The sequence below is a fragment of the Lunatibacter salilacus genome, from assembly GCF_009797935.1.
GTDB classification, from domain to species: domain Bacteria; phylum Bacteroidota; class Bacteroidia; order Cytophagales; family Cyclobacteriaceae; genus Lunatibacter; species Lunatibacter salilacus.
The window spans coordinates 1-17,934 of the sequence record NZ_VOLC01000009.1 but is presented as its reverse complement, the minus strand read 5'-3'; the positions used below and the strand labels follow the sequence as shown (position 1 = coordinate 17,934).

Here is a 17,934-nt window from a genome sequence, read left to right as displayed (position 1 = left end):
ATTTTTGTTTCCGGTTGGGAAAAGCTAAATTCAGGGTTTATTTGTTAAAACTACCGGAATTAATGGCAAAACCAGCAATCAAAGAAACTCCCCTGATGAAGCAGTACAATGCCATCAAAGCCAAGCACCCCGGTGCCTTGCTGCTTTTTCGGGTGGGGGATTTTTATGAAACTTTCGGCGAAGATGCCATACGGGCCAGCAAGATTCTGGATATCGTGCTGACCAAAAGGGCTAATGGCTCTGCTTCACACATTGAATTAGCCGGTTTTCCACATCATTCCCTGGACACCTACCTGCCCAAACTTATCCGTGCCGGCAACCGGGTAGCCATCTGTGACCAACTGGAAGATCCCAAGGAAGTAAAGGGCATTGTCAAGCGGGGAGTGACCGAACTGGTAACCCCGGGCCTTTCGTTTAATGACAATGTGCTCGACAAACGGCATAATAATTACCTGGCCTCCGTCCAATTTGGTGGGGACAGGATGGGTATTGCCTTTTTGGATCTGTCTACCGGGGAGTTTATGGCCGCTGAGGGGGATGCCTCCTATTTGGCCAAGCTCTTGCAAAGTTTTAGCCCTTCCGAAGTTATCTATTCCAAATCCCATAAATCCAGTGCGCCTGACTTGTTAAAAAATGAATACACAACCTTTCACTGCGAGGATTGGGTATTTCAATATGATTATGCTTACGAAAGGCTCGTTCAACATTTTGGCACTGCCAATCTAAAAGGCTTTGGGATTGAAAATCTTCCGCAGGGAATAGTGGCTGCCGGCGCGATCCTGTATTATTTGGAAGAAACGGAGCACAAGGAGGTTAAACATATTGCCGCTATCTCTCGGATTGCTGAGGAAAAATACGTTTGGCTTGACAAATTCACCATCCGCAACCTGGAACTTATCCATGCCCAACAAGAAGGCGGGGTTCCCTTAATTCAGATTTTGGACCATACCCATACGCCTATGGGTAGTCGCATGATGAAAAAATGGCTGGTACTGCCATTAAAGGAAAAAGAGCCCATTGAGGAACGTCAGAAAATTGTCAGTTTTTTCCATAAGGAACCAGAGCTACGGGAAGAAATAATTTCCCAGTTGAAGCATATTGGGGATTTGGAGCGGTTGATTTCCAAGGTGGCGGTTGGGCGGATCAACCCACGGGAAATGAACCAACTCCGTCGGGCACTTAAATATACGCTACCGATCAAATCCCTGCTAAAGGGGCAAAAAAACCCGGCTCTAAAGAAGCTTGCAGACCAGATAAATCCCTGCGACTTTTTGTTGGAAAAAATTGAGCGGGAACTCATGGAAGATGCACCCATGCTGACCCATCAGGGAGGGGTGATTAAAGATGGTGTTGATCCGGATTTGGATGAGTATCGGGGTCTTGCGAATACCGGGAAAGATTACCTGCTCCAAATCCAACACCGGGAGGTGCAAAAGACGGGTATTAGTTCGCTCAAAGTCGCATTTAACAAGGTCTTTGGCTACTACTTGGAAGTAAGTAATACCCACAAAGACAAAGTTCCTACTGAATGGATCCGCAAACAGACCCTTGTAAATGCCGAGCGGTACATCACCGAAGAACTAAAAATTTACGAAGAAAAAATCCTCCATGCTGAGGAGCGACTCATTGCCCTGGAGCAAAAATACTTCAACCTGCTGGTGCAGGATGCCGCTGATTATGTAACCAGCATTCAACAGAATGCCCGGGTTTTGGGGACAATGGATACGCTGTTGTCCTTTGCCCATGTAGCCGCTACCAATAATTACTGCCAACCCAAAATTGCGGATACCGATTCCCTCGAAATCAAAGACGGCCGACATCCGGTGATCGAAAAGCAACTTCCCATCGGGGAGGAATATGTTCCAAACGATATCTTTTTGGACAACAGTTCCCAGCAGATCATCATCATCACCGGACCCAATATGGCCGGAAAATCCGCATTGCTGCGGCAGACGGCACTTATAGTATTGATGGCCCAGATGGGAAGTTTTGTTCCTGCCTCCTATGCCCGCTTGGGAATTATCGATAAAGTGTTTACCCGGGTAGGAGCTTCTGACAATCTCTCTAAAGGGGAATCCACCTTTATGGTGGAAATGACTGAGACTGCCAGTATTTTGAACAACCTCTCTGACAGGAGTTTAGTCTTAATGGACGAGATTGGGCGTGGTACCTCCACCTATGACGGTATATCAATCGCTTGGTCCATCGTGGAGTACCTCCACAACCAACCCAAATGCCGGGCTAAAACGCTCTTTGCCACGCATTACCATGAACTAAACCAGTTGGCTGAGGATTTCCCCAAGGTCAAAAATTTCAATGTCTCCGTAAAGGAAATGGGCAATAAGGTGATTTTTATGCGCAAGTTGGAAAAAGGGGGGAGCGAACATAGTTTTGGAATACATGTTGCCCAGATGGCCGGCATGCCGAACCCGGTGGTGCTGCGTGCGGCAGATATCATGAAACACCTGGAAAAAGACAAAAACATGAACAAGCAGCGGGATAACATGAAGGATATCCCGAAGAATAATTATCAGTTGAGTCTTTTTGAGCTGGATCCAAAGTTCAAGCAGGCCCAGGAGATGTTGGAAAAGATAGATATCAATACCATCTCCCCGGTGGAAGCGCTAATCAAGCTAAATGAGATCAAAAAAACGCTGGAATAGCGGGGAAAGTTAGTTGCTTATAATCAGGGTGATACTTCAAGGCAGGCTGATCGGATTAAAATATTTGTTATGGAATATTGCCTTTTACAAAAAAGGGGGTAAATTTGCATTCATATTTGACATAAGGTCAATACAGGCGAAAGTAGCTCAGCTGGTAGAGCACGACCTTGCCAAGGTCGGGGTCGCGAGTTCGAATCTCGTCTTTCGCTCCAATAAAGCCCTACTTCTAGGGCTTTATTCTTTAGGGGCCTATTGCAAATAGCCCTAAAGAGGATGTGGGTATCGCTAGTCGATAGCACATGCCGGGATGGTGGAATAGGTAGACACGCAAGACTTAAAATCTTGTGGCCGTAAGGCCGTGCGGGTTCGATTCCCGCTCCTGGTACAGTTTAAAGCCGCTTTTTGAGCGGTTTTTTCTTTTTTGAGCAGTACTTGACCGCACAATGGCCGCAAAAAAAATCTGCAGTTTTTCCTCTAATTTCAATAATGGACTCATTGATTCATTCATATCCAATCATCACGCCGACTGCCTTCTCAAATACATAAGGTGCTAGATCAATGTTCAACCTATATCGATTGCTAAAGGCTACACCATTGCAGAAAAATTAAATTTTCAAATTCTGAATTTGCCGCAAGATGATTGGATTAAATCCCAGATTAAAAACGGTGGCTTCACTAATGAAAGTGAATATATTCGCGATCTTGTAGATCAGAACCGTAATGCAGAATTTCTGACGACCAAAGCTGCTATCGAATACGGATTTAGAAGTGGGGTCAGTGAAATGGACATACCCGAAATTATGAAAGAGATGGAAGATATGATGCGCAAGGATGGCCGATTATAGATTGTCTAATGCCGCAAACATTGACCTTGCCCGTATCTATGAATTTGATATTGAGACTTTTGGCTACAACCAAGCTCAGATAGGAATAAATTATCCCTTAAAAAGATAAAATCATCACCGGAATCCACCCATACGGTATCTAATTCGAAAGTGAGTTTTTCAGAAAATGGGTTTTCTTGGTTTGAGTTTTTATTGCAGGAGAATAAACAAAGAGATAAAGCAAGCAAAAGAAAAAAACGTTGCATATAAAAAGGAGTTGATTTATACCTGATATATATAACCGAATCTATTAAAATGGCCAAATTATTCCTTCTTAATTTTACATATACGAAATTTCATTTTTAGCATAAATAAAATACGACATTCCTTTTCCTAACCATACACTTTTGGGGAAAATGATTCTAAAGTTAGTTCAGTGAAATGTGAAAATTAATTATTAAAACCTACTAAGATAGAGCTCCCGGAGGGGGATCTTTTCTTTTAAACTTTTCATCCGGCAATGGAATAAATACCTCTTGATCATCCGGCGGCAAGGCAATCCTACCTTGCTTCCAATCTTCCTTGGCCTGCTCAATGCGCTCCTTCCTACTGCTTACAAAATTCCACCAAATAAACCGTTCTCCCACAGGTTCCCCACCCAACAACATAACCGTAGTAGCCTCACGGGCTATAACTGCAGCTTCTTCGTTTTTGCGAAAAACGATAAGTTGGTTTGTGGTATAAAAATGGCCTTTATGCTCCAAACTACCTTTGGCAATATAGATTCCCCGCTCTTCATATCCATTTGGGATTTCCAGAATATGGCCTGCTTGGAGCTCCACGTGCAGATAAAACAGGGGTGAATGGATCGGCACATTGCTCTTCAGTCCGTAGGCCTCTCCTGCAATTTGCCGCATCCAAACCCCCTTTTCCTCAAATACAGGCAAGCGGTCCTTTTCGTAGTTGAAGAAAGAAGGATCAGCTTCCTCATCTTTTTCCGGAAGGGCAACCCAAGTCTGAATCATTTCGAGTTGACCCCCTGCGAGGATTGCGGGATCCTCAAATCGTTCGCTATGGGCAATGCCTCTCCCTGCCGTCATCCAGTTAACTTCCCCCGGCTCAATCACCTGTTGCACGCCCAGACTGTCCCGGTGGGTAACTTTCCCCTTAAACAAATAGCTGACGGTAGACAGTCCGATATGTGGATGGGGCAACACGTCCATATCCGGACCCTTGTCGGCTGTCAGGCCAATCGGTCCTGCATGATCCATAAAAATAAAGGGCCCCACCATACGCCTCATCCGAAAGGGCAAGATACGGTTGACCATCAGTCCGGGACCGATGGAAGCTTTTCGGGCATCGATGACAATTTCTGGCATACTATGTTACACTTTATTTGCGATTGTAATTTTGAAGTTAATAAATTGGAGTTAGAAAGTGAATTTCCTAAAATGAATTTTTATAAGGATGTTTCTGTAAAGCGCACTTTCCAAGATTTCTGACCTTCTAACATATTAAAAATATCTCTTATTTTTAACATCCATTTATTATCTTTCCTTTCTAAACTCAAAATAATACTACATGAATAACCGAAGAGATTTTCTATCTAAAGCTACCTTGGGCATAGCAGGATTGGCACTCGCACCTACCTGGCTGCAAGGAGCACCAGCCCTGATACGGTCTTATAACAAACCAGACTCAAAAATCAATGGGGTACAGATTGGCTGCATTACGTATTCCTTCCGTTCACTACCGGACCAAAGTGCCGAAGCCACTCTTGGTTATGTGACTGAATCCGGCATCAGTGCCATTGAGTTGATGGGTGGCCCCGCTGAAACCTTTGCCGGGCTACCGGAATCTTCCATCAACCGTTCCCGAATGTTTCAACTGGGAGGCAAGCAGCGTCGGGGCGAAACCCTGAATGCGGACGAAACCAAGGAATTGGAAGAGTTGCAAAAAGAGTCGGAAGCTTATGGCAAAACGATTTCCGAATGGAGATCCAATGTAGACTTCAAGAAGTTTGAGCAACTGCGAAAGATGTATAAAGATGCTGGAGTAAGCATTTATGCCTTCAAACCAAGTGCCTTCGGTAAGAATAACTCGGATGCTGAAATCGCCTATGGCATGAAAGCCGCACGGGCATTGGGTGCTTCGCATGTGACCCTAGAGCATCCGGCAGATGATGCGCACACCTTAAGATTGGGTACCTTGGGGGAACAACATAGGATGTCAATAGCCTATCACGGGCACGAACAGCAGACTTTCACCTTCTGGGACACGGCCCTTGCACAAAGCCCGAAAAATGCGCTCAACTTTGACGCCGGACACTATATAGCTGCAGGTCACACAGACATAATGGAGTTGGTGGAAAAGCAAAACAAGCGGATATTAAGCATGCACATTAAGGATAGACAAACCCCGGCAAATGGCAAAGGAAACCTCCCTTGGGGTTCTGGTGATACTCCGCTTCCTGAACTGCTAACGCTAATGCGGAAAAAAAAATACAAGTTTCCTGCCTCCATCGAACTCGAACATCAAATCCCCGATGGGTCGGATGCCGTCAAGGAGGTACAGCAATGTCTGGAATTTTGCAGGAAGGCTTTGGTATAAGATAAAGACTAGGTAAGCGATAGATAATCTCTGCTTTAATATCATGGCGATGTTGAGATAAGAAAAAGTAAGGGGGTGCTTTCCAGTAAAGCACCCCCTTTTTTCTATTCAATTTCAAAAAGATGATTAATCTACATCCCAGAAAAGCTTTGCTCTGAGATTGTCATTAGGCAACACTCGCGCATAGTTTTCGGTATTGTAGGTCTGCTCCGAATCAGGATAGATCCAGCGGTTTGGTGGCACATCCTGCTGGTTGGAATCGTCCACCCAGAAAGGAAGATTTAACACATCAACACGTCTAAATTCCGCCCAGTTTTCATTTGCCTGAACCACGTTAAAATGCAACCACCTTTCTCTGGCGATCAGCCTGAGTTTTTCAGTACTGGAAGTAGCTTGATCCCAAGAAACCACAGGCTTTGCAATATAGCTATCTACGTCAGCCGTAGTAACTACCGCTGCGGCGGGTGCGGTATTGTCATTAGAAATACTTCTCAAGTACAGATAGTAATCTACCGATTCCCGTATGGCAGTTTCATAATGCGTTTGTGCCTGACCGTCATTTCCAGCCTTTAGGAAGTATTCTGCAAGCATCAAATGCACTTGGGAGGAATTCATGAGAATTCCTGGGAAATACTGGTTACGGCTAAGGGTAGATCGGTTATATATGGAAAGCGTATTCGATCCTACTAATTCAGTCTGAACAGAAGGGTTTAGCAGTGGGTCCAATCCAAAGTATGCACCATCCTCTTGGCCTTCACCCGGCTGGAATAGATAGGTAAGCCTGGGGTCATCATTATCCCGCATATGATCTACGATAAATTTGCCAGCCACATTTCCATTCCAATCTTCCAGTCCTGACCGGAATCCATTAGGATCCCTGAGAGTATTTAACGTGTGAATCTGCATCATAATGTTGTCATCATTGTCCGCAACGATTGGATAATTTGAAGGGTTTGCTAAGATAGCGGCGATTTCAGTATTCGCTCTCGCCGAGAAACTAGGAACGCCACTTACCCTTGTAAGCATCCTTATCCGAAGGGAGTTGATATATTTCAACCAAAGGTCAACATCTCCTCTATTTACTAGATCTTGCGTTCTGAATGAGGCCAGAATACCCGGAATTACTTCCAATGTCCTCAATTCATCCGCAAACCCAGCCAAATCATCCAACATTTTGGTATAAATATCAGCAGCGTTGTCATACTCGGGGTAGGATACAGTATAGTCACCCCCATTGGTGCTTAACATACCCGCTTTAGACCAAGGAATATCTCCGTGAAGGTCCACAATTTTCTGGGTATGATCGTAAAGGTAGGTGGTGCCGGCGATCATAAAGATCCGATTGTCTACCTTTGCTTCTGCGCTTAATCCCGCATAAATCTTTTCCATTTCCCGGTATTGAGCCAGAAATGAATAGAAGTTATCCCAACGGTTATTGATGGCAGCTGAACCTGGAACATATTGATTTTCACCATTTATCCAACCTGTTGCCTGGTTAAATCGATTCAACGTAATCCGAAGGTTGACAAAATAGTTCGTATAATCGGGAAGTACATACCCCCTATTCGCCAACATAAAGCCTGTAAACTGTCTTTCCACTGATGAAGACGAAAGCTTAGAGGGATCGGCGTAGTTATCCTCAAATTCCGAAAGTTGGCATCCTGCAAATGAACTTGACAGGAGTAGCGCCAGTATTATATGTTTAATTTTCATGATTTTTCTTTTTTATTAATGAAGATTCACCAATTAGAATCTGGCCCTGACCATAAAACCTACGGAACGGGTAGCAGGGTTTGTTCCTGCATTGGTCAAGGTCTGTTCCCACCTTGATCCACCCGTCAACACCTCAGGATCCAAATCCTTAATGTTTCGGTAGAAAAAGAACAGGTTTCTTCCGAATGTAGAAACTTGTATTGACGATGCTCCCAATTTTTGGGCAATCGACGATGGGATCATATATGCCAAAGAAAGTTCACGCATTTTGAAGTAGGTGTTTTCCTGGATATACAACTCATACCTGGCCTGACTGTATTGAGGACCTCCCCAGTTATAGGTACGCTGGAAGTAATATGCTTGGGAGATTACGTTTGTATTTTGCGTTCCTTCTGCGGTGACGCCATCCATCAGCATGCCGTCATGGTAAACTGTCTCTCCGTTAGGACCCTGAGCTGCGCTAGTTTGAACACCTTTACCGTCTGCATCTTGATAGTAGGAAAGTCCACCTCTTGAAGCGTCCATGTTTTGTAAGCTAGCCTCTGTCAATCCTCTACTCGTCATCCAATTGACACCAGTTGGCATCACGTGGCCACCAATCTGAAAATCCGCCATCATATCCAAAGAAAAGTTCTTATATTGGAAGTTGTTGAAGATACCACCAACGGCCTTAGGCATGGCGTTGCCAGCCAAGATCCAATTATTTGGATCAATTTTGTACATCCCGTTTGGCTGAACAATTTTTTGTCCGCTGGCGTTTGTTTCTATCGGCCGGGCAAAGAAATCACCCATAGGTCTACCCACAACAGCGCGCAACTGGGCTGCATTGCCATCGTAATCCGCACGCAGGAGTTCGGTGGCATTGTTCGCCAACTGTTCTACCACGTTCTTGTTTCTGGCGAAATTGATTCCCGCATCCCATGAAAATCCACTTCTTTGGAAAACCTGCCCGTTTAGCGCAATTTCTATTCCTTTGTTGCGTAAGGTACCTACATTAGCTAGAACAGATCCTGCTCCGGCTGTCCACGGAAGCGTTAAAGGCAATATTTGATCCCTGATTTGAGCATTGTAATAAGAAATCTCTAAATTCAAGCGGCCATTAAAAAAGCGGCTTTCCAAGCCAAATTCATATTCATTCTTCTGCTCGGGAATAATCCCGTCATTCCCAAAGCCTCCGGGTATCGTCGTAAATAATACAGGTGATCCTCCCGGCTGCTGCTCCCCCAATGTATTTTGTGAGTATGCTATGTTTGCTCTATAGATATCGGGATAGTTACCCACTATGCCCCAAGAACCTCTTAGCTTTGCAAAATTGATAAATCTAGGCAATTCAACTGCATCAGACAGAATAAAACTAGTGTTTACCGAAGGATAGTAAAAGGTATTGTTGTTTGGGCTCATGGTAGAGGTTCTGTCTCTTCGGACAGTGCCTTCAACATACCAAATTCCTTTGTAGTCAAAATTAATAGTTCCCAAAGTTGCATCAATTACCCTAGTCCTTCTAGCGGAATTATTATTTGGGATATTTACTGAAGCTACTAAATCAAATAAATTTTCAATATTTAAACCGCCAGCCGTGCCGCGGGAAATTGATGAAAATGTTTCTTTGTTTGCTGTGTAGCCGGCCATCGCAGATAAGGTGATATCTTCTGTAAGGCTTTTTCTGTAGGTCAACAGCAAGTCACCATACATGATGTTGAAAGTCTCATTTTGCATGCTAAACCCGCCGGAAGGGCCAAACACCAACGGACGCTCTGAAGTTGAACTTGTTTCACTGTTTCTATACGTAAAATCTGTAGAAACCCTTGCCCGCAATGACAATTCATCTGTGATTTCAATATGATTTGTCAAACTGGAAATAACTCGGTTGCTAATCTCAGAGGCACGTTGTTCATTTACCCGCCACGCATAGTCACCGATGGCGTCCATAAAGCCGTTTCGTACGATGTTTTCATCCATTGTAAGACTTTGACCATTTCCTGTTACATACCGATATCCTCTGCTTGTCTTATATTTATCCAAATACCAGGCTCCGTTGTCAAAACGGGTCATCATTCCACCAAAATTATTGATCAACCTATCAACCGAAACTGGTCGGTTTGCGGTGTTTTGATTGATATAATTAATCATCAAATCTGTCCGTACCTTTTTGGAAACCCTAAAGGTGGAATTTAGATTCATCACATTTTTGCTGTTTTTAGAGTTGAGGCTCAGGCCTTCATTGTCCTGACGGGTAAGTGAAACCCTATAGTCAGCTAAATCTGTGGAATTGGCAATAGCCACGTTAACTTGAGAATTGATGGGGCTATTAAACAAGGCATCGTAATTGTTCGTTTGCGCCACGTAAGGCCTCATCTGACCATCCCATGCCATTGCCGGCTGCCCATCGAAAGGTGCTCCGAAATTGACATTCGTCGCAGGAAGACCCCTAGATCCATCATCATAAATGAAAAAGCCGTCTTCATTTACGCCGTTTCTTGCAAAAGTAAGTCCCGACTGTACCGGCGCACCAGGGCCCCTTACATTTTGATAGCGGGGCAGGTAGGCAATTTGATCCATGGAATAGTTGGCATTGAAATCTACGCTAAAGCCCTTCTTATCTGAACTTCCCGTTTTGGTAGTTATCAACACAACGCCGTTTACTGCTTCTGATCCATATAATGCTGCTGCAGACGCACCCTTTAGGATGGAAATATTGTCAATATCTTCCGGGTTGATGTCCAAAAGACCGTTACCCCGCAGACGCTGATCACCCCAATAGTCGTTGTTATTTACTTCTTCATTTCGAATAGGTACACCATCCAAGATTATTAAAGGCTGATTCCTTCCCGTAATGGAGTTGATTCCCCTCACAGTTATGTTTACCGCCGAGGTAGCTCCACCGGCGGCAGATTGAATACGTACACCCGGCGCTTTACCATATAAAGCGGTTGCCAAATTTGGCGTACCTACTTTGATCAACTCATCAGAGCGAATTGTTGTCGTAGCATAACCCAAGGATTTTTGCTCACGGGCAACGCCAAAAGATGTTACGACAAACTCATCCAAAGCACCTATATCCTCTACCATCGTCAAGTTGATGGTGGATCTGTTACCTATGGCAACCGTCTGCGCCTTAAATCCGATAAAGGAGAATACCAAGGTGCCATTTTCCGGGGCAACTATAGAATAGGCACCATTTACATCTGTAACTGTCCCTGTTGAAGTTCCCCGTACAGTAATAGTAACCCCGGGAAGCGGCATCTCGTTTTCGTCGATGATCACACCGTTTATAGTAATATCCGCATCATTTTCCAAAAATGCTTCAACGCTGTTGTTTGCGGGGGAAATTGCGGCAAAACTAGCGGCCGTTACCGACAGCAAAAACCCTTGAAGTAAAAGGAACAAGGTCCCTTTTCTTAAAAGGCCATTCATTAGTAGTGTTTTTTCATTTTTCATTTTTTTGATAGATAAATTGTTTCAACCGCTAATGCGATTGGTTTAGGTTTGATTTGAATGGATAATTTTAAAGAGATTCAATTAAACCCCTTTCTTTTAGATCTTTTCCCATAGGCAGTACATACATTTTGTGAAACAGACTTTTTACACAATTCTTGTTTTGAACTGTAACTTTACAAAAAAATTTATTAATTATTGGCTTTTGGTTAATTTATTTAATCGAAGTTTTAACAATTTGGCTTTGAAACCAAAAGTCCTTTGTCGTTAGCCTACATTAACATTACTTTTTTTAATAAATAAGTTATTATACAAATTTATTTACTGGATAATGTTCAATTAAAAAATTAAATTCGTCATATTTTTTGGAATCCTATAACAATTTGATTGATTTTATTGTAAAATATCTATGGGAAATAATGGACAGAATTTAAATGAATATCTCGAGCCGGAAAAATAACCGTTTACTAATTTGAATTTGGTATTTTTTACAGAAAAATTTTATTTAGTAACCGTTTATACAGCTTAAATTTTTAATTTAATATTTGAGTTCGTCTATCCATCCCATTAACATGAAATTGATGTCTAATAATACCAAAGTTCCTTCACTATAAAATCAATTAAGCCCTGCACCTTTTAGGGATATTCCTTATATTCCCAACTAACTTTAATTAAACCCAAGAAAAACATATGAAAACTCGCATCTTACTATTAATCTTCCTATTTCCCCTCAGCCTTCATTTGCAGGCACAACAAATTGGTTCCACACCCGAACAAATCACCGCCTTAACCTCCCAATGGAAAGGAGATCGTTTTGAAGACGGAAGGCCAAAGGTACCCGACATTATGCTCGAACGTCTTGAAACGGCGACACTCGAGCAAGTTTGGGGCTATCTACTCAGAAAAGGATACAGAAACCAAGTCGAGAAAGACTGGGTAATTCTGAAACCGGGGAGGACCATGGTAGGAAGGGCCTTAACTGCCCAGTTTATGCCCTCCCGCCCTGATTTAGATAGTTTGGTAAGGGCGGTGGGAAAGGCAGAAGGACGCTCTCAGCGGGGAGGTATTAATATTTGGCCCATTGACATCCTGACTAAAGGCGATATCTATGTGGCTGACGGTTACGGAAAAGTAAAGGACGGCACTCTAATTGGTTCTAGCTTGGGAAATGCGATTTATGGTAAGACCGGAAAAGGTGTTGTATTTTATGGCTCTATACGGGATATGCAGGAGCTCAGGGATACTGATGGGTTCAACGCTTGGATTAAAGGACATGACCCATCCTTTATAAAAGACATGACACCTACATCGATCAATGCGCCAATTCGAATAGGTGAGGTTACTGTCTTTCCTGGTGATATTGTCTTTGCCAATGATTACGGGACGGCCTTTATACCTGCCCATCTTGTCGAAGACTTGGTAGTCACCTCCGAACTCGTAGGACTGCGGGATGAGTTTGAGCGGGTCCTGTTGCAAGAAGGCAAATACCCCTCCGGAGAGGTCCACGGGCAATGGAATGAGACCATAAAAAATGAATTCCGTGCATGGGTGAAAACGTATCCCCGTCAATTAGCTGTAAGCAATGAGCAAATTGAGGAATACCTGGAAAAATCAAACCAGTAATCCTTTTTGTTAACAGCAAAGATTTAATTCTACACAAAAAATCCGTTTTATCCGCAATATCCGTGTTCTATTTTACTTTGTAGCGAATGGAACGCGGATTTGACGGATTTCTGCGGATTATTTTTATCGGCATCGAGGTTTAATTCAATACAAAAAAATCCGTTTTATCCGTGTTCTATTTTACTTTGCAGCGAATGGAACGCTGATTTAGCGGATTGGCATCGATGGAATGTAGTATTGAACATGAGCCTTTCAGTTATATTATTCTGCCATCCTTCCCGGCTCACGCCGGTTTTTACCTGGGCTTTTTGTCAGATCGTCTCCTAAATCTTCCCTGGCAGCGGTAGCAATTTCCAGCAGTTCCGCTTCCACTTCTGGATAATACCCACGCATATTATACCGCTCCCCCGGATCTCTGCGGAGATCGTAAAGCCCCCCTTCAAAGTAGTGGTTTTCATAGGCAACTCCGGGTTGTCCGTCCTTGCCTGGGCTAAAACCCTCATAGGTGCGTCCTGGATGTGGGAAGACAAGTTTCCAATTACTCTTTCGGACAGCTTCCAAACTGTTTCCGCGGTAATAATACAGAAAAGACTCCCTGGGATGCTGGCTGAAATCCCCCTGGAGCAAAGCACTTATATCGACTCCGTCAATTTGCTTGGCGGGAGGGGTGGCCCCTGTTAGCGCAGCAATAGTAGGGAGCAGGTCAATGGAGGAGGCCAAATTATTACAAACTGTTCCCTCCGGTATCTGACCCTTCCAACTCATTAGCGCAGGCACCCGTTGCCCTCCTTCAAAGGAAGTACCCTTGCCTTCACGAAGCCCGCCGGTACTGCCTGCATGATTTCCATAATTAAGCCAAGGGCCATTGTCTGATGTCACTATGACCAATGTGTTTTCTTCTAGGTTTAGCTCCTTCAATTTGTTCCGTATTTCACCAATACTCCAATCCAACTCCATAATTACATCCCCATAAAGACCCTGTTCAGATTTACCTTCAAATTTGTCAGAGACAAACAAGGGCACATGAGGCATGGGATGTGCGAGATAAAGGAAAAATGAATTGCCTTTGTTTCTGTCTATAAAATCCAAACTTTTTTTTGTGAAAACGGTGGTAAACTGGCGTTGGTCCGGGTTTAACTCGACAACTGTCTCATTTTCTATCATCGGGAGCTCGGGATAGAAGTTTTTGCTGGTTGGATGGTTGGGCCACATGTCGTTGGAATAGGGAATACCATAAAACTCATCGAAGCCCTGCTTTCGTGGTAAAAACTCCGGTAAGTGGCCCAAGTGCCACTTGCCATAAGCCGCAGTAGCATAGCCTCTTGCATGCAAAATATCGGCAATGGTTTCTTCGTCCGGGTGAAGACCGATTTTGGCGGTATGGTTCAGAGCTCCTGAAAGCCCCACCCTATTGGGGTAAGCCCCAGTCATAACCCCTGCCCTGGAGGCAGTGCAAACGGCCTGTGGAGCATAATATTGGGAGAAGAACATGCCTTCCCGGGCCATTTGATCCATGTTGGGTGTCTGATACCCGACCGCACCGGTTATTCCCAAGTCTCCATACCCCATGTCATCGATATACACCAACACCACATTTGGGGGTTGACTTTGAGCGGAAATCTGTGCGCATACAGAAAGAAAAAGTAATAGTGTCAAATAAAAGGATCGGGTCATTTTCATTGCTTAAATCTATTTTGAGTTACTGAATAACGAATTATGCGAACAAACTAAATCACTACTTTACCATCAAGATTAAAGTGAAACAAATTTCTCATCTACTGATCTTAGGAAATTTTCAACCCAATAAACTTAAATTTGCTCTCAAATAATAGCATTTTGGAAAATAAACCAATAGTAATTACAGAGGTTGGACTGAAGGAGGTTTTGGAAATCCGCAGAGAGGTCATGTGGCCGGATAAGCCGATTTCCTTTGTTAGCGTTTCAGGGGATGAAGAGGCCACTCACCTCGGGGTTATAGTAAACGGTGTGGTGGTATCCGTTATATCTCTTTTTATCCAAAACCGGGAAGCCCAATTCCGAAAGTTTGCCACTCTTATCCCCTATCAGCGCAAAGGCCACGGCACTACTTTGCTACAGTATGTGTTTGATTATTTGAAATCAAAGCAAATTAAACGTGTGACCTGCAATGCCCGAGTAGAAAAGCCGATTTCTATGCCTCATTTGGGATGAACCGCACACCTGATACCTTTCAGAAAGAACAAGTAGATTTTGTAATTATGGAAAAAATCCTCAAAACCTAACCATTCAAGATATGAGACTGAGGGAAATAGAGACTTAGAGACTGCGGGACTTAGAGACAGAGGGACTTTGACTCGTCGATCAACCTATAAACCCATCGACCTATCGACTAACCTACAGACCAAGGGACGGAGAGACTGCGGGACTTAGAGACAATTCCATCAACTTATCAACCTATCGACTTATCAACTCATCAACCTATAGACCAATCAACCAACAAGTGCCCCGACCAAAACCATCCATTCAACCGAATCCCATAAATTTCAGCCTTAGTTTAGCTTCGCTGAAGTTTGTCCCAGCCTTCTTTCAGGAGATACGAAAAGTAAATCCCAGACTGTTTTACGTCAATATTTTCTCCCGGCTGATCAACGCCATATTGCCAGTCCTCATGCTTTGGGTGGGAAAATTGATCATCGACGAGGTAGTGTTGCAGCTCGCAACCGAAACGAAAGACTTTGATCAGTTATGGCTTCTAGTGGGCGCTGAGTTTGGACTGGCTGTACTTTCAGACCTATTGAGCAGAGGTATTAGTCTTAGTGACGGCCTTTTGGGGGATCAGTATTCAATAAACTCTTCTGTCAAAATTATCAAAAAAACCGCCGTACTAAATCTCGATCAGCTTGAGGATTCTGAATTCTACGACAAATTGGAACGTGCTAGACAACAAACAACCGGTAGGATTGGCCTGATGTCCAATATACTCACTCAAGCTGAGGACATTATTGTGATTCTCTCCCTGTTGGCAGGAGTGGTGGTATTTGAACCATGGCTGATTATTTTACTCGTAATTTCAATCATCCCAACTGTGATAAATGAGATAAAATTTAGCGGTACCAGCTATTCCCTGGCCCGAAGCTGGACCCAGGAGCGGCGGGAGTTGGACTACCTGCGGTATGCCGGTGCCAGTGATATGACCGCTAAGGAGGTTAAGCTTTTTGGCCTTTCCGACTATTTGGCGACCAGATTCCAGAACCTATCTGAAAAGTATTTTGCCCAAAGCAAAAGGCTGGCCATACAGCGAGCCTCCTGGGGTTCCTTTTTCAACCTTTTGGGAACCAGTGCTTATTATGGAGCTTATCTGCTTATTATATTCCGCACAGTCACCGGCCTGTTTTCTTTGGGAGATTTGACGTTCTTGGCTGGTTCTTTCAATCGGTTGCGCTCCAAGCTGCAGGGATTCTTTATCCGGTTTACGGCAATAACAGAAAGTGCCCTGTATCTACAGGATTATTTTGAATTTCTGGACTTGGCACCGGGTGAAGTGGACGATTCGGAAAAGCTGCCCCTACCTAGGGAAATAAAAAAGGGATTTGAGTTTGTAGATGTTGGGTTCAAATACCCCAAGTCAGAAAGCTGGGTGGTCAGGCATGTGAATTTTGAGTTGAGAGCTGGGGAAAAACTGGCATTTGTCGGTGAGAATGGAGCAGGGAAGACCACCCTTATCAAATTATTGCTTCAATTTTATGCCCCAACAGAAGGTTACATTCTGTTGGACGGAGTTCCAATTCACCGCTACGACCAAGCGGCTTATCAACAGTTTTTTGGCGTAATCTTTCAGGATTTTGTGAAGTTTGAACTTACCCTTCGGGAAAACATCGCCATGGGTGAAATCAAAGAAATTGGCAATCAGCCCCGAATCGAAGGCGCTGCGGAAAAAAGTCTGGCCAATCAGGTAATAGATAGCCTACCAATGGGATACGATCAGCCTTTGGGAAAGCGCTTTAAAAGGGGTAAAGATTTGTCAGGAGGGCAATGGCAAAAGGTGGCCATTGCCCGGGCTTATATGAAAGATGCCAAGGTGTTGATCCTTGACGAACCTACTTCTGCCTTGGATGCCCGGGCAGAAACCGAAGCATTTAACCGGTTTATTCAATTGACGGCAGGCAAGACGGCGGTGATTATTTCCCACCGGTTTAGTACAGTCCGGATTGCGGACCGTATTATGGTCTTGAAAAACGGTACTGTACTGGAAACGGGTACCCACGAAGAATTAATGGCCAATGACCGGCTTTACGCTGAATTGTTTAATCTACAGGCTGCCGGATACCAATAGACATTTTTCGTAAGCTAAAGAAGAAATGCATCGAAGATTCAAAAATATATCCCAACTTTGAATTCTATGGAAAAATTAGAAGCAAGACCCTCCAGCTTTTCCAGGGTCACCATTACGGAATTAATGATCCCTTCCTATGCCAATTTTGGAGGCAAAATACATGGCGGGATCTTACTGTCCCTGATGGACAAGGTAGCCTATGCCACAGCCAGCAAACACAGCGGTGCCTATTGTGTTACCGTTTCGGTGGATACCGTGGATTTTCTACAGCCTGTAGGTGTAGGTGAACTGGTATCCCTGATGGGATCGGTCAACTACGTAGGAAACAGCTCCATGATCATCGGCATCAAGGTAATCTCCGAGAATGTAAAGACAGCAACTGTCACGCATACCAATACGTCGTATTTTACAATGGTCGCCAAGGGCGATGACGACAGGCCGACTACGGTGCCACCGCTGATGTTGGAAACGAAAACTGATATAAGGCGCTTTGTGGAGGCGATTTATCGAAAGAAGTTCAAAATGGAACATGCCGCCTACCAAAAGGAAATCAAGAAAAACCGGGATCCCGAAGAGATCAAGCGGTTACTTGCCGGGGAACGCTGTGAGGTGGGTGTATAAGAGTTGATTTAGTAGCTCCTTATAGCCACGAATGGCACGAATATTTTTTTGGCTAGACTTGTTCAAGCTGCGTTCGTAGCGCTATCGTTGCGGTCGCTGCGAGAAAGGTTTCACGCCACGGACGCAAAGAAAA

Annotated in this window: 11 protein-coding genes and 2 tRNA genes; 9 read left to right on the top strand and 4 right to left on the bottom strand. The window is 44.0% G+C overall.

Translation table 11 applies throughout. The features are described from left to right. Positions 1–62: 62 nt before the first annotated feature. The 4 genes from mutS (at position 63) to FQ608_RS13135 (ending at position 3,508) form a co-directional block, all read left to right on the top strand. The gene (mutS, locus tag FQ608_RS13150; RefSeq protein ID WP_234364192.1) at positions 63–2,663 is read left to right on the top strand and encodes a DNA mismatch repair protein MutS; all 2,601 of its coding nucleotides are present in this window, start codon (positions 63–65) and stop codon (positions 2,661–2,663) included. A gap of 136 nt (positions 2,664–2,799) precedes the next feature. After that, positions 2,800–2,875, top strand: a tRNA-Gly gene (locus FQ608_RS13145). Positions 2,876–2,964: 89 nt separating this feature from the next. Then, a tRNA-Leu gene (locus tag FQ608_RS13140) sits at positions 2,965–3,048 on the top strand. 241 nt (positions 3,049–3,289) lie between these two features. Beyond that, positions 3,290–3,508 (top strand): ribbon-helix-helix domain-containing protein, encoded by a 219-nt coding sequence (locus FQ608_RS13135; RefSeq protein ID WP_199856375.1) that lies wholly within the window; start codon positions 3,290–3,292, stop codon positions 3,506–3,508. A 446-nt stretch (positions 3,509–3,954) separates the two neighbouring features. On the opposite strand, the gene FQ608_RS13130 is transcribed toward FQ608_RS13135, so the two are convergent. After that, positions 3,955–4,866, bottom strand: coding sequence for a pirin family protein (locus tag FQ608_RS13130; protein ID WP_158858701.1), 912 nt, complete (start codon positions 4,864–4,866; stop codon positions 3,955–3,957). A 202-nt stretch (positions 4,867–5,068) separates the two neighbouring features. Here FQ608_RS13130 and FQ608_RS13125 point away from each other — a divergent pair, with 202 nt between their 5' ends. Further along, positions 5,069–6,097 carry a sugar phosphate isomerase/epimerase family protein gene (locus FQ608_RS13125; RefSeq protein WP_158858700.1) on the top strand — a complete coding sequence of 343 codons (1,029 nt, stop codon included), beginning with the start codon at positions 5,069–5,071 and terminating at the stop codon, positions 6,095–6,097. Positions 6,098–6,223: 126 nt separating this feature from the next. On the opposite strand, the gene FQ608_RS13120 is transcribed toward FQ608_RS13125, so the two are convergent. Both FQ608_RS13120 and FQ608_RS13115 read right to left on the bottom strand, forming a co-directional pair. Beyond that, positions 6,224–7,810 carry a SusD/RagB family nutrient-binding outer membrane lipoprotein gene (locus tag FQ608_RS13120; RefSeq protein WP_158858699.1) on the bottom strand — a complete coding sequence of 529 codons (1,587 nt, stop codon included), beginning with the start codon at positions 7,808–7,810 and terminating at the stop codon, positions 6,224–6,226. 33 nt (positions 7,811–7,843) lie between these two features. After that, positions 7,844–11,248, bottom strand: a complete 3,405-nt coding sequence (locus FQ608_RS13115; RefSeq protein WP_234364191.1) for a SusC/RagA family TonB-linked outer membrane protein — start codon at positions 11,246–11,248, stop codon at positions 7,844–7,846. Positions 11,249–11,935: 687 nt separating this feature from the next. Here FQ608_RS13115 and FQ608_RS13110 point away from each other — a divergent pair. Continuing rightward, a complete protein-coding gene (locus FQ608_RS13110) occupies positions 11,936–12,868 on the top strand; it encodes an RraA family protein (protein ID WP_158858698.1) in 933 nt (310 codons plus the stop codon). A gap of 261 nt (positions 12,869–13,129) precedes the next feature. On the opposite strand, the gene FQ608_RS13105 is transcribed toward FQ608_RS13110, so the two are convergent. Then, positions 13,130–14,548, bottom strand: coding sequence for a sulfatase (locus FQ608_RS13105; protein ID WP_317168925.1), 1,419 nt, complete (start codon positions 14,546–14,548; stop codon positions 13,130–13,132). A 156-nt stretch (positions 14,549–14,704) separates the two neighbouring features. Here FQ608_RS13105 and FQ608_RS13100 point away from each other — a divergent pair, with 156 nt between their 5' ends. The 3 genes from FQ608_RS13100 (at position 14,705) to FQ608_RS13090 (ending at position 17,801) form a co-directional block, all read left to right on the top strand. Beyond that, positions 14,705–15,058: a GNAT family N-acetyltransferase gene (locus tag FQ608_RS13100; RefSeq protein ID WP_234364190.1), complete on the top strand. Its 354-nt coding sequence runs from the start codon at positions 14,705–14,707 to the stop codon at positions 15,056–15,058. A gap of 289 nt (positions 15,059–15,347) precedes the next feature. Continuing rightward, positions 15,348–17,180, top strand: coding sequence for an ABC transporter ATP-binding protein (locus FQ608_RS13095; RefSeq protein WP_158858697.1), 1,833 nt, complete (start codon positions 15,348–15,350; stop codon positions 17,178–17,180). A gap of 66 nt (positions 17,181–17,246) precedes the next feature. After that, on the top strand, positions 17,247–17,801 hold the full coding sequence (locus tag FQ608_RS13090; protein ID WP_158858696.1) for an acyl-CoA thioesterase: 555 nt from the start codon (positions 17,247–17,249) through the stop codon (positions 17,799–17,801). The last annotated feature ends 133 nt before the right edge of the window (positions 17,802–17,934 follow it).

Excerpts from the sequence above, each read along its gene's own strand:
- mutS (WP_234364192.1), top strand. The coding sequence starts at position 63 with ATGGCAAAACCAGCAATCAAAGAAACTCCCCTGATGAAGCAGTACAAT.
- FQ608_RS13130 (WP_158858701.1), bottom strand. The coding sequence starts at position 4,866 with ATGCCAGAAATTGTCATCGATGCCCGAAAAGCTTCCATCGGTCCCGGA.
- FQ608_RS13125 (WP_158858700.1), top strand. The coding sequence starts at position 5,069 with ATGAATAACCGAAGAGATTTTCTATCTAAAGCTACCTTGGGCATAGCA.
- FQ608_RS13120 (WP_158858699.1), bottom strand. The coding sequence starts at position 7,810 with ATGAAAATTAAACATATAATACTGGCGCTACTCCTGTCAAGTTCATTT.
- FQ608_RS13115 (WP_234364191.1), bottom strand. The coding sequence starts at position 11,248 with ATGAAAAATGAAAAAACACTACTAATGAATGGCCTTTTAAGAAAAGGG.
- FQ608_RS13110 (WP_158858698.1), top strand. The coding sequence starts at position 11,936 with ATGAAAACTCGCATCTTACTATTAATCTTCCTATTTCCCCTCAGCCTT.
- FQ608_RS13105 (WP_317168925.1), bottom strand. The coding sequence starts at position 14,548 with ATGAAAATGACCCGATCCTTTTATTTGACACTATTACTTTTTCTTTCT.
- FQ608_RS13090 (WP_158858696.1), top strand. The coding sequence starts at position 17,247 with ATGGAAAAATTAGAAGCAAGACCCTCCAGCTTTTCCAGGGTCACCATT.